Genomic DNA, 12,240 nt, shown 5'->3' on the forward strand with positions numbered 1-12,240 from the left:
CAGGCCACACCCACTAAATCCGGGTATCCATACACACATTCTGGCCTTTAACCCGAGAGGATCGCCGTCGTGACCTCGCGCCGTGACCTTCTCCGCCTCGCCCTCGGTGCCGGGCTGGCGACGGTGGGGGTGTCCGGGTGTGCGCGGACGGACGATCCGGGCCGGACGACGACGACACCGTCGACCCGGGGCGCGTCCACGTCCGGGTCGCTCGCCCCGCCGGAGCCGGTCCGGACCGTCACGCCCGACGCCCCTGCGCGACAGGTGGTCGCGATGTCCTCGGCGGACCTCGACGTCCTGCACGCGCTCGACCATGCGCCGACGGCGGCCTGGGCGGCGGACGGTACCGGACCCCGGCCCTGGCGCGGGCGGCCCGCCCCGCCGGCGCCGGAGTGGGCCGGGTCCGGGCCGCCGAGCCTCAGATCCCTCCTGCCCTTCGGGGTGGACGCGTTCGCGATGGCGTCCGCGGATGTCACCGAGTCGCAACTGCGGGCCTATGAACGTCTCGGCGCGGTGATCGTCGGCCCGGAGGGGCGACCCGATTGGCGCGATCATCTCCACCTGATCGCCGACGCGGTGGGGGCCGACCCCGCCCCGGCGGAACGGGCCACCGGGGAGGTGCTCGGGGCGTGGGCCGAGCGGCAGCGCCGGCTGGGGGTGGAGAGCTTCGTCGTCGTCATCGGGACCGGCGCTGACCCCGACACCGCCGTGGCCACCCTCGCGGCCGACGCGCCGCTCCTCGCCGAGCTGCGGGCACTCGGGTTCGACGTGGTGACGTATCCCGGGCCGGTCGTCTTCCGGGAACTGCGGCGGCCCGGCGTGCACGTCGTTCGCGTCGACCCACGGGACGGTGATCTCGTGGCCGCGGTCCGGCAGCCGAGCGTGTCCAGCCTGCCCTGGGCGCTGGAGCGGCTCGTCCGGGGGCGGCGCCCGGGCTGACCCGGCGGGCTGACCCGGCGGGCTGACCCGACGGGCGGCATGCCGGGCCGGGGCGCAGGGCGGGCGGCGCCTGGTTCGGTGCGGGTCGCGGCCGGTGGGGCGGGTGTCGGTTAGAGGCGCTTGTGGATGGCCTCGGCAGCGGCTAGGAGGTCGGCGGCCCAGCGCACACCGGGGCGGCGGCCGATGCGGTCCACCGGGCCGGAGACGGAGATGGCAGCGATCACCGCGCCCGAGGAGTCGCGGATCGGCGCCGAGATGGACGCGACGCCGGGCTCGCGCTCGGCGACGGACTGTGCCCAGCCGCGCTTGCGGATCTCGGCGAGCTGGCGCTCGGTGTAGCCCGCCTCGGCCAGCAGCGCGCGCTGCGTGTGGATGTCGGCCCACGCGGCGAGCACCTTGGCGCCAGAGCCGCGCGTCATGGGCAGGACCGCTCCGACGGGCACCGTGTCGCGCAGTCCGGTGAGGGGCTCGGCCGAGGCCACGCAGACACGGCGGTCGCCGTCGCGGCGGTAGACTTGGACGCTCTCGTCCGTGGTCTCGCGCAGGCGGGGCAGGACCGAGGAGGCGGCCTCGGCGAGCGGGTCGGGGAGGTTGGCCGCGAGCTTGGCGAGGCCGGGTCCCAGGGTCCAGATGCCGGCATCGTCACGGGCCAGGAGTTGGTGCGTCTCCAGGCCCACCGCCAGTCGGTGTGCGGTCGCCCGGGGCAGCCCGGTTCGCTCGCACAGGTCTGACAGGACGCACGGTTGCTCGGCCACGGCGTGTAGCACCGTCATTGCTTTGTCGAGGACCCCGATCCCGCTATACTGTCTCACAGTTCGACTATAGCGTCCTACATGGTGAGAATCCATCGTGAACTCGCCGAGGACGTGGACTTGGAGGCGTGATGAGTGAGACGGTGTCCGGCGGCGGACGGCCGCGGACCCTGGCCGAGAAGGTCTGGGATGACCACGTGGTCGCCAGGGGCGAGGGCGAGGGCGGGTCGCGTCAGCCCGACCTCATCTTCATCGACCTGCACCTCATCCATGAGGTGACCAGCCCGCAGGCGTTCGACGGGCTCCGGCTCGCCGGTCGGCGGCTCCGCCGGCCCGACCTCACGCTGGCGACGGAGGACCACAACGTGCCCACCGACATCGTCGGGGGAGCGGTGAACCTCATCGCCGACCAGACCTCGCGGACGCAGATCGAGACGCTGCGCCGCAACTGCGAGGAGTTCGGTGTCCGCCTCTACCCGATGGGTGATGCCGAGCAGGGCATCGTCCACATCATCGGACCGCAGCTGGGCCTGACCCAGCCCGGGATGACCGTCGTGTGCGGCGATTCGCACACCTCGACGCACGGCGCGTTCGGCTCCATCGCGATGGGCATCGGCACCTCCGAGGTGGAGCACGTCATGGCCACCCAGACACTGTCGCTGCGGCCGTTCAAGACGATGGCGATCACCGTGACCGGCGAACTGCGGCCCGGCGTCACCGCGAAGGACCTCATCCTGGCCGTGATCGCACAGATCGGCACCGGCGGCGGGCAGGGCTACATCATCGAGTACCGCGGAGAGGCCATCGAGAAGCTCTCGATGGAGGCCCGGATGACCGTGTGCAACATGAGCATCGAGGCCGGCGCCCGCGCGGGCATGATCGCTCCGGACCAGACCACCTTCGACTATCTCGAGGGTCGCCCGCACGCCCCGCAGGGGGCCGAGTGGGACGCCGCCGTGGAGTACTGGCGCGGCCTGCGGACCGACGAGGACGCGGTGTTCGACACCGAGGTCGTGATCGACGGCTCCGCACTGACCCCGTTCGTCACGTGGGGCACCAACCCCGGCCAGGGTGTTCCGCTGGGTGCGACCGTGCCGGACCCGGAGTCCTTCACGGACGAGAGTGAGCGGATCGCCGCCGAGAGCGCCCTGGAGTACATGGATCTCCGGGCGGGGACCCCGATGCGGGACGTGCCCGTCGACGTGGTGTTCGTGGGCTCCTGCACCAACGGGCGGATCGAGGACCTGCGCGAGGTGGCCGAGGTCGTCGCCGGCCGCAGGGTCGCCGACGACGTCCGAGTGCTCGTCGTCCCCGGTTCGATGCGGGTACGCGAGCAGGCCGAGGCCGAGGGGCTGGACCGGATCTTCACAGAGTTCGGGGCCGAGTGGCGCCAGCCCGGATGCTCGATGTGTCTCGGGATGAACCCCGACTCACTCGAGCCCGGTCAGCGATGTGCCTCGACCTCCAACCGGAACTTCGAGGGGCGCCAGGGCAAGGGTGCGCGCACCCACCTGGTCAGCCCGTCCGTCGCGGCGGCCACCGCCGTGCTCGGCCGCTTCGCCTCTCCCGCCGACCTCGAGCCCGCGAAGGGGGCCTGACACCTCATGGAGCCGATCACCACCCACACCGGCATCGGTGCCCCGCTGCGCCGCTCCAACGTGGACACCGATCAGATCATCCCCGCCGTCTACCTCAAGCGCGTGACCCGCACGGGCTTCGAGGACGGGCTGTTCTCGTCATGGCGCGCGAAGGAGCCCGACTTCGTGCTCAACCGCGCGCCCTACGACAAGGCTTCCGTCCTGGTCGCCGGTCCCGACTTCGGCACCGGTTCCTCCCGGGAGCACGCTGTCTGGGCGCTCATGGACTTCGGGTTCCGCGTGGTCATCTCCTCGCGCTTCGCCGACATCTTCCGCGGGAACTCCGGCAAGTCCGGGCTCGTCGCGGCCCAGGTGGAGCAGGAGAACGTGGAGCTGCTCTGGAAGGTCATGGACGCCCGGCCCGGGATCGAGCTGACCGTCGATCTGGGTGCGCGGACCGTCGCGGCCGGAGATGTGACCGTCCCGTTCGACATCGATGACTACACCAGGTGGCGCCTCATGGAGGGGCTCGACGACATCGGCCTCACCCTCCGGCGTGAGGACCTCATCGAGGAGTACGAGGCCCGGCGTCCGTCCTTCAAGCCCGTCACCGAGCCACGGTAGGCGGGGATCGGCGCCCCTCGGCGGGTGGCTCGGGAGAGCTGCCGGACGCCATGGCGCGCGGATGTTGAGGCTTCTTTATCCCTCTTTGTGTGAGTATGCTTATCCGCACTGGGTGCGGATCGGTTCCGCGACAGCGACACTCGCACAAAGGGGGGCTCCCACGTGAACAAAGCCGATCTCATCGAGGAACTGGCTGAACGTATGGGCGGTGACCACCAGCTAGCCACCGAGGCGCTGGAGAACACCCTCGACATCATCGTGCGGACGGTGGCGTCCGGGGAGTCGATCACCATCATGGGGTTCGGCATCTTCGAGAAGAAGGCCCGGGCCGCACGGGTCGCCCGTAACCCACACACCGGGGAGTCGATCCCGGTCCCTCCCACGTATTCGCCGGTTTTCCGCCCCGGTCAGTACTTCAAGGCGGTCATCCAGGGCGCGGAGGTTCTCCCGGAAGGACGGCTGGCGGCAAAGCGATCGAGTTCGCACCAGTCGTTCGGCGGGCTGGGGCAGAACGGTGTCGACCACCCCGGCAGGGTCGGCTGAGCCTCGGCTGACCCACGCCGCGCCGTCCCGGGAGAGTGCGGTCCCGTCGGCTCGCCGGTCAGTGCAGCGGGAGCGGGCTGCGGTAGTAGTCCGCATAGAGCAGTGTGGTCCCTGAGAAGCCGAGACCCCACGCGCCCGCCTTCTTGGTGGAGGTATCGCCGATGTCGATCCCCGCTGCCACGGCCATATCATCGAGCATCCCGGGGATCGCGGTGCCCTGGGAACTGATCGCCGCGATGCCACCGCCGGTGGCCGCGATCTCGAGCAGCCGCTGCACGGCGCCCGCAGGTGACTCCAGGTAGGCCTCGTCGCTCAGGGCGGGCTCGATCGCGATGTCGACACCGAGTTCATCGGCGAGCGGCCCCAGGGTCTGTTCGCAGCGCACCCGGGGCGCGCTGTGCAGCCGGCTGACGCCGAACGCCCTCAGCATCGGGGACAGCATCTCGGCCTGCGTACGCCCGGACTTCTCGAGTGGTCGAAGCGCGTCGTCCCCGCTCCATTCGCTCCTGTCGCCCGCCTTGGCGTGCCGCACGAGGAGCACCACCGTCTCCACCGGTCGCATGCCGGCGAAGCGGGTGAGTATCTTGCGGTCCAGGGCGTAGGAGACGAGAGCCTTGGCCTCCTCCACGGGGAGCCACCGGAGTTCGTCGACCTCGGAATTCGGCGCGAAGCGGCCGCCGAGCGACCGGGCGGACCAGTAGGTGACCTCCTTGCGGGTGTTCTCCTTCAGCGGGTACGCGGTGGTCCCGATGAGTGACTCGAGCACCGACTCGAACCCGGTCTCCTCGAGGATCTCCCTGACCGCGGTCGTCGGCAGGGACTCTCCTGAATCGACCTTGCCCTTCGGTAGCGACCAGTCGTCGTACCGGGACCGGTGGACGATCGCGCACACCGGCACCCCGTTCTCCACGCGGTACAACACCGCACCCGCGGCGGGGACGACCCGGATCTTGGACTTGGACTTGGACTTGCTCATCGGTCACGGAACCCCGCGTGTTCGGCGGCCATGCGTTCCTGGTGATCGATCGAGTCCGCCCAGTCCTCCGGCGCGGGCATCCGGCGCCACGTGGCGTCGGGCTGCAGCTGGAAGCTGCGCGTGGCGGGATCGAGAGCCGAGGTGAAGATGCGGTTCACCTGCGCCTTGAGGCGCGGGTCGGTGACCGTGACCATCACCTCGACGCGTCGATCGAGGTTTCGGTGCATCATGTCCGCGCTGCCCAGCAACACCTCGTCCGCACCACGGAAGTGCAGGATGCGTGAATGCTCGAGGAACCGGCCGAGAATCGACCGGACGTGGATGTTCTCGCTCAGTCCGGGAACCCCGGCACGTAGTGAGCAGATTCCACGCACGACGATGTCGACCGGGACGCCGGCCTGCGAGGCGCGGTACAGGGCGTCGATCACCTGCTCGTCGACCAGGGCGTTGGCCTTGAGGCGGATGCCCGCCTCCCGACCCTCTGCGGCCAGCGCGATCTCCCGGTCGATGCGCTCGATGATCCCGGAGCGGATGCCCTCGGGGGCGACGAGCAGCCGCCGGTATTTGCTGACATTGGAGAAGCCCGTCAGGTGGTTGAACAGGTCGGTCAGGTCCGAGACCACGTCCTCGTCGGCGGTGAACAGCCCCACGTCCTCGTACAGGCGCGCCGTCTTGGGGTTGTAGTTGCCGGTCCCGATGTGGGCGTAGCGCTGGAGGCGATCGCCCTCCTTGCGGACGACCAGACACGTCTTACAGTGCGTCTTCAAACCCACCAACCCGTACACCACATGCACGCCGGCCTGCTCGAGTTCGCGCGCCCACCGGATGTTGTTCTGCTCGTCGAACCGGGCCTTGATCTCGACCAGCGCCACCACCTGCTTGCCGGCTGCGGCGGCGTCGACGAGGGCGTTGACGATGGGCGAGTCACCGGAGGTGCGGTAGAGGGTCTGCTTGATCGCCAGTACGTTCTCGTCCGCCGCCGCTTGCTCGATGAATCTCTGGACGGTGGTGGAGAACGAGTCGTAGGGGTGCTCGACCAGGACGTCGCCCTCGTGGAGCGAGTCGAAGATGTTGCGGGCCGTCTCCCGTTCACCGAACGCCGGAGGAGTGGCCGGCACCATCGCCGGATCCTTGAGATCCGGGAGCTCGAGTCCGTGGAGCTGCCACAGCCCGGTCAGATCGAGCAGGCCGGAGAAGCGGATCACGTCCCCGGACTCGATGTCGAGCTCGCGCTTGAGGATCCGCAACATCCGGGGGGTGGTGTCCTCGGCGATCTCGAGGCGGACGGCGGAGCCGAATCGACGGCGCGCCAGCTCTCGCTCGAGGGCCTGCAGGAGGTCCTCGTCCCGGTCTTCCTCGACCTCCATGTCCGCGTTTCGCGTCACGCGGAACACGTGGTGCTCAACGATCTCCATGCCCTGGAACAACTCGCCCAGGTGGGCGGCGATGAGCTCTTCGGCGGAGACGAACGCGAACTCCTCGGCGCTCTCGCGCTGGACCCGGATGAAGCGGGGCACGTTGTGCGGGATCTTCACCCGCGCGAAGTGTTCCTGTCCCGAATCGGCGTCGCGGATGATCACCGCGAGATTCAGACTCAGGCCCGAGATGTAGGGGAACGGATGCGCCGGATCGACGGCGAGCGGCGTGAGAACCGGGAAGATCTGGTTACGGAACAGCTCGGAGAGCTCGAAACGCTCTTCTGTGGAGAGCGCCGACCAGGGCAGGATCCTGATGCCGTTCGCCTCCAGCGCCGGCCGGATCTCATCGTGGAACAACCTGGACTGCTCGTCGCACAGTTCACGGCTACGCAGGCTGATCCGACTGAGCTGTTCGGCGGGTGTCCGGCCGTCGGCGGAGCGGACCGAGAGGCCGGTCTTGTCGCGACGCTTCAGGCCCGCCACCCGGACCATGTAGAACTCGTCGAGATTGGAGGCGAAGATCGCGAGGAACTTGGCTCGTTCCAACAGCGGGAGAGATGTCTCGCCGGCCAGCGCGAGGACGCGCGCATTGAAGTCGAGCCAGCTGAGTTCACGGTTGAGGTAGCGGTCACGGGGCCGGGGAAGTGCCTGCGGGGCGTGGTCTTCGACTGTCACCAGACCATTGTGGCCGATCGAGGGTGGTCCGGGCAGCGAAGGGGAGCGGAAACACCCGTCAACGCCCGGGCGGTGGCGGCCCCGACCCGACGACCGGCCAGTCGGACCACGTCCTCGGGGATGTCCACGTCCCGGGAGGCCGCGCCCCGTGCGATGTCGTCGACGTCGAGCACCGCGGCCCCGCCCTCGAGCCGATAGCGCTCGGCGGAGCCGGCGCCGAACCGGCACACACGGGCGGCGCCGCCGGCCCAGAATGCCATCGTGGTGCCCTCTCCGCGATGATCGACGACGACCGAATGCGGGTATTCGGCCGCCGAATCGAGCACGCGGGTCAGCGACTGCGCGTCCAGCTCGGGGAGGTCGGCGGCGACGACTGCGACCCGTCCGGTGAGACCGGCGAGCGCCTCGGTCAGCGCGGCATTGAGCGGGTCCACGTCGGTGCCGGGGGCCGGCGTCGTCTCGGCGACGAACTCCGCCCCCAATCGGTCGGCGAGGGCGGCGATCTGGGGGTCGGAGGAGACGATCCGAACGCGCCCGACCTGCTGACTGTGGAGGCAGGCGGTGACGACATCGGTGGTCATCGCCACCACGAGGCCGCGGCGGGAGTCCGGCGAGAGCGTCGACCCCAGTCGGCTTTTGGCGCGATCGAGGGATTTGACGGGGACGACGATCGTCCACCCGTCTCCCGTGCGCTCCCGGCCACCCACTGCGTTCATCGAACGCCATCCTGCCAGCACCGCCTCGCGATCGCCCGGCGCCGGGTAGCGTCACTGCCGTGATTCACCCGGGGCGAGGCCAGGTGGCGACGAGAGTGGGGAGGCGGCCATGGCGCGGATCGCAGTGATGGGTGCGGGGTCCTGGGGGACCGCGGTGGGCAAGGTTCTCGCGGACGCCGGCTCCGAGGTCGTCATGTGGGCGCGGCGCGAGGAGGCCGCCGACGACATCAACGGCAACCACTGCAACGGCAAGTACCTCCCGGGCGTCGTACTGCCGTCGGCGGTCAGCGCATCGACCGACCCGGCGGAGGTCCTCGACGGTGCGGAGGAGGTCGTCCTCGCGGTACCGTCACAGACTCTGCGCGCGAACCTCGAGAACTGGGTCGACCTGCTGACGCCGAACGTCGGGGTCATCTCTCTGGCCAAGGGCATCGAGACGGGCACGCTCATGCGGATCAGCGAGGTCGTCGCCGAGGTCGCAGGCCTCCCCGAGGGGCAGATCGCCGTCCTGTCCGGGCCCAACCTCGCCCGTGAGGTCGCGGAGGGGCAGCCCGCCGCGACCGTCATCGCCTGCACCGACGCGGCGCGCGCCGCGCGACTCCAGGACGCCTTCTCCACCCGTTACTTCCGGCCGTACACCAACAACGACGTGGTGGGCTGCGAGATCGGTGGGGCCACCAAGAACGTGATCGCGCTGGTGTGTGGCATAGCCTCGGGGATGGGTCTGGGGGACAACACCGCGGCGACACTGGTCACACGTGGTCTGGCGGAGTCCACCCGGCTCGGGGTGGCACTGGGCGCCAGCCAGATGACCTTCGCCGGCCTCGCGGGTCTGGGCGACCTGGTGGCCACCTGTACGTCGCCGCTGTCCCGGAACCGGACGTTCGGTGAGCGACTCGGCAGGGGCGAGACCCTGGAGCAGGCACAGGAGGCGACCAACGGCCAGGTGGCCGAGGGCGTGAAGTCGTGCACCTCGATCGTCGAGCTCAGTCACCGGGCGGGCGTGGAGATGCCCCTGACCGAGGCGGTGCACGAGATCTGCCACGAAGGGGGTAACGCCGTCGAGGTGGCGGTGCGCCTCATGAGACGGAGCACCAAGCCCGAGTAGCCTCGGCCCGGTGAACCGCACCACCGTTGCCGTCCTCTACGGCGGCCGCAGCACGGAACATTCCGTGAGCTGCGTGTCCGCCGGCGCCGTCATCTCCCACCTCGACCGGTCCGAGTACGACGTCATCCCCGTGGGGATCACCTCGACCGGGGCGTGGACACTGGGCCCGGACGATGTCTCCGACCTGCGCATCATCGATCGCTCGATGCCGGTCGTCGATCCGCACCGCCCGCGGGTCGCGCTGGGTTTGTCCACCGAGGACCGGGGTGTCCTGCGGTACGTGGACGGGGACCGCGCCGGGGAGGAGGTCGCGCGTATCGATGTGGTCTTTCCGGTCATGCACGGCACCTACGCCGAGGACGGGACCATCCAGGGGCTCCTCGAGTTGTCCGGGCTGCCGTACGTGGGGCCCGGGGTGCTCGCCAGCGCCGCGGGCATGGACAAGGAGTTCACCAAGATCGTCCTCGGCGCCGCCGGACTGCCGATCGGCGAGCAGGTCGTGCTGCGCCCCGGAACACGGTCCCCCACCGCAGAGGAACTGGATCGCCTCGGGCTGCCACTGTTCGTCAAACCCGCCCGCGGGGGGTCGTCGATCGGGATAACCAAGGTCTCCCGGATCGACGACCTCGATCCCGCGATCGCCGAGGCCCGTCGGTTCGACCCCAAGGTGATCGTCGAGGCCGCGATCGTCGGTCGCGAGGTCGAATGTGGGGTCCTGGAGTACCCCGACGGGCGCGTCGAGGCCAGCCTCCCGGCCGAACTGCACATCCCCGGCGAGCCGACCGGTCGCGAGGGTGAGTCCGAGGGCGATTCCTTCTACGACTTCGACACCAAGTACCTCGACGACGTGTGTACGTTCGACCTGCCGGCGCAGCTCCCGGCCGCCGACATCGAGCGGCTTCGCGAGCTCGCCGTGGCGGCGTTTCGGGCGATCGACGCCACCGGGCTCACCCGGGTGGACTTCTTCGTCACGGTCGACGGTCCGGTGATCAACGAGGTCAACACCATGCCGGGCTTCACCCCGATCTCGATGTACCCGCAGATGTGGGCCGCCACAGACGTCGACTACCCGACGCTGTTGGGCACCCTCGTCCAGACGGCGCTCGCACGCGGCTGACCCACCCTCCGCGGGCGGCCCCCCGGCAGATCCGCGCGATCGCCGCGGTGCGGCCGGCACGGCCCGTGGCGGGTCAGCCCACCGGGGCCGGGGCCGGCTCGATCTCGTCGAGGGACGCGGTGATCGCGTCGGACAGATTCTGGATCGGACCGGTGCCGCTGCCCTCGGGCAGCGTGATCGCGACGAACTCGGGCCGATCCACGGCCACCCATGTCGACGACGTGACCGCCGGGTCCGGGTCGGGCTCGTTGAACCACTGGACCCCGTTGACCTCCTGCAGCCCCACGCCCACGACGAAGGTCGGCGGCGCCGGCAGGCCGCAGCGCACGACCACCGGCTCGGCGTCGGGCATGCGATAGGCCGCGATGCCCGCCGTGTCCGGCTCGGTCAGGGCGACCTGGGTCGCGTCTCCGAGCTCCGGCGGCAATGACTCGATCAGGGCCGTGCAAGCCTGGGACCCGGCGCCCGGCGCGGGGAGGGGTACCGCCGCGTACGGCTCGCTCACGGCGGCTTCCGCGGCCTCGTCGCCCATGTTCCGGAACAGCACCAACACCACCGCGAGAACGATCAGGGGGACGATGACCCCCGCGACCACGACAGCGGTGGGGACGGGGCGAACATCCCCGTCGGAAGCCCTGGTGTTCCGCGGACCGGCGTCGTACCGATCCTCCGGATCCGAGTCCGTCGAAGCCACAGGTGTCGTCCTTCCTCCCCGGGGCGGACGCCGTCCGGGCGGCCGCTAACCTGACGGCAACGCTACAGACCCGCGCCTGCACACCCGGCGCGCGACTCCACCCGGAAGGGGAGCACAGACGTGACCGATCGGGCCGTGACCGTGGCCGAGGCCGGCGAAGCCGCGGTTCTCGAGGTGCTCAGTGGTGCCCCGGTGCAGGCGGGGGACGACCCGGTGGGCAACGGCGACGACGCCGCCGTCCTGGGGCCCGCCTGGGCCACCGTGGTGACCACCGACATGCTCGTTGAGGGAACCCATTTCCGTCGGGATCTCACGGGCTGGCGGGACCTCGGCAGGCGAGCCGTGGCACAGAACGTCTCCGACGTCCTGGCGATGGGCGCCGAATGCACACGGATCCTGGTGGCCCTCGCGGTACCGGGTCGCACCACGATGCGGGAGATCTCGGATCTCGCCGACGGGATCCACTCCGAGGCGGCCCGATCCGGGGCGGTCGTGGTCGGTGGGGACCTCACGAGTGCCGACTTCGTCGTCGTCGGCGTCACCGCCATCGGCACCCTTCCGCACGGGGCCGCCCCGGTGCGGATCGACGGCGCGGCCCCCGGGGACAGCATCGGACTCACCGGACTCCCCGGGCGGTCGGCCGCGGGGCTCGCCCTCCTCCTCGCCGGACGCCCGGACGGCCCGCTGGCCCGGGCATACCGCGTGCCCCACACCCCGGTCGGCACGGGCACCGCCGCACGTGTGGTCGGGGCCTCATCCCTCACCGACGTCAGCGACGGGCTCCTGCGCGACCTGTCCGGCCTCACGCGCGCGTCGGGGGTCGCCGCGGACCTGGACCGCGCGGCACTGCCGGTCGACCCGGAACTGTTCGCCGCGGCGGAGTCGCTCGGCGCCGCCGACGCCGACGCCCGCGTCCTCGACTGGATGCTCGACGGGGGAGAGGACCACGGGCTGCTCGGGACCTTCCCGCCGGGATGTGCCGTGCCGGACGAGTTCACGATCATCGGCACGATCCGTGCCGGCGAACCCGGCGAGGTGACGATCGACGGCACCGCCCGGACGCCCGGAGGCTGGGACTCCGCGCGCGGCGCGAACTAGGGT

The 12,240-nt window shown here is 70.4% G+C and carries 12 protein-coding genes; 7 read left to right on the forward strand and 5 right to left on the reverse strand.

What is annotated here, in order from left to right; genetic code table 11:
* The first annotated feature begins 69 nt into the window (after window positions 1-69).
* Window positions 70-939, forward strand: coding sequence for an ABC transporter substrate-binding protein (locus ACWGLC_RS17005; RefSeq protein WP_452100972.1), 870 nt, complete (start codon window positions 70-72; stop codon window positions 937-939).
* Window positions 940-1,049: 110 nt separating this feature from the next.
* On the opposite strand, the gene ACWGLC_RS17010 is transcribed toward ACWGLC_RS17005, so the two are convergent.
* Window positions 1,050-1,751, reverse strand: coding sequence for an IclR family transcriptional regulator (locus ACWGLC_RS17010; protein ID WP_452100973.1), 702 nt, complete (start codon window positions 1,749-1,751; stop codon window positions 1,050-1,052).
* Between the two features lie 71 nt (window positions 1,752-1,822).
* On the opposite strand from ACWGLC_RS17010, the gene leuC reads away from it, so the two are divergent.
* The 3 genes from leuC to ACWGLC_RS17025 all read left to right on the forward strand — a co-directional run bounded on the left by leuC (window position 1,823) and on the right by ACWGLC_RS17025 (window position 4,435).
* On the forward strand, window positions 1,823-3,289 hold the full coding sequence (leuC, locus tag ACWGLC_RS17015) for a 3-isopropylmalate dehydratase large subunit (RefSeq protein WP_452100974.1): 1,467 nt from the start codon (window positions 1,823-1,825) through the stop codon (window positions 3,287-3,289).
* A gap of 6 nt (window positions 3,290-3,295) precedes the next feature.
* A complete protein-coding gene (gene leuD, locus ACWGLC_RS17020) occupies window positions 3,296-3,892 on the forward strand; it encodes a 3-isopropylmalate dehydratase small subunit (RefSeq protein WP_452100975.1) in 597 nt (198 codons plus the stop codon).
* Window positions 3,893-4,054: 162 nt separating this feature from the next.
* Window positions 4,055-4,435 carry an HU family DNA-binding protein gene (locus ACWGLC_RS17025; protein WP_452100976.1) on the forward strand — a complete coding sequence of 127 codons (381 nt, stop codon included), beginning with the start codon at window positions 4,055-4,057 and terminating at the stop codon, window positions 4,433-4,435.
* Between the two features lie 58 nt (window positions 4,436-4,493).
* Here the strand turns inward: ACWGLC_RS17025 and ACWGLC_RS17030 are convergent, their stop codons facing one another.
* The 3 genes from ACWGLC_RS17030 to cofC are packed head-to-tail and all read right to left on the reverse strand — an operon-like array spanning window position 4,494 to window position 8,220.
* The gene (locus ACWGLC_RS17030) at window positions 4,494-5,411 is read right to left on the reverse strand and encodes an NUDIX hydrolase (protein WP_452100977.1); all 918 of its coding nucleotides are present in this window, start codon (window positions 5,409-5,411) and stop codon (window positions 4,494-4,496) included.
* Window positions 5,408-7,504 (reverse strand): RNA degradosome polyphosphate kinase, encoded by a 2,097-nt coding sequence (locus ACWGLC_RS17035; protein WP_452100978.1) that lies wholly within the window; start codon window positions 7,502-7,504, stop codon window positions 5,408-5,410. The genes ACWGLC_RS17030 and ACWGLC_RS17035 overlap by 4 nt, the downstream gene beginning before the upstream one ends.
* Complete coding sequence (cofC, locus tag ACWGLC_RS17040) at window positions 7,501-8,220, reverse strand: 2-phospho-L-lactate guanylyltransferase (RefSeq protein WP_452100979.1); 720 nt, start codon at window positions 8,218-8,220, stop codon at window positions 7,501-7,503. The genes ACWGLC_RS17035 and cofC overlap by 4 nt, the downstream gene beginning before the upstream one ends.
* A gap of 109 nt (window positions 8,221-8,329) precedes the next feature.
* Here cofC and ACWGLC_RS17045 point away from each other — a divergent pair, with 109 nt between their 5' ends.
* Together ACWGLC_RS17045 and ACWGLC_RS17050 are read left to right on the forward strand one after the other, a co-directional pair.
* Window positions 8,330-9,328 (forward strand): NAD(P)H-dependent glycerol-3-phosphate dehydrogenase, encoded by a 999-nt coding sequence (locus tag ACWGLC_RS17045; RefSeq protein ID WP_452100980.1) that lies wholly within the window; start codon window positions 8,330-8,332, stop codon window positions 9,326-9,328.
* A gap of 10 nt (window positions 9,329-9,338) precedes the next feature.
* Complete coding sequence (locus ACWGLC_RS17050; protein ID WP_452100981.1) at window positions 9,339-10,445, forward strand: D-alanine--D-alanine ligase family protein; 1,107 nt, start codon at window positions 9,339-9,341, stop codon at window positions 10,443-10,445.
* A 73-nt stretch (window positions 10,446-10,518) separates the two neighbouring features.
* On the opposite strand, the gene ACWGLC_RS17055 is transcribed toward ACWGLC_RS17050, so the two are convergent.
* The gene (locus ACWGLC_RS17055) at window positions 10,519-11,139 is read right to left on the reverse strand and encodes a DUF3515 domain-containing protein (RefSeq protein WP_452100982.1); all 621 of its coding nucleotides are present in this window, start codon (window positions 11,137-11,139) and stop codon (window positions 10,519-10,521) included.
* Window positions 11,140-11,259: 120 nt separating this feature from the next.
* On the opposite strand from ACWGLC_RS17055, the gene thiL reads away from it, so the two are divergent.
* Window positions 11,260-12,237 (forward strand): thiamine-phosphate kinase, encoded by a 978-nt coding sequence (thiL, locus tag ACWGLC_RS17060; RefSeq protein ID WP_452100983.1) that lies wholly within the window; start codon window positions 11,260-11,262, stop codon window positions 12,235-12,237.
* The last annotated feature ends 3 nt before the right edge of the window (window positions 12,238-12,240 follow it).

The sequence above is a fragment of the Dietzia sp. NPDC055877 genome, from assembly GCF_053615975.1.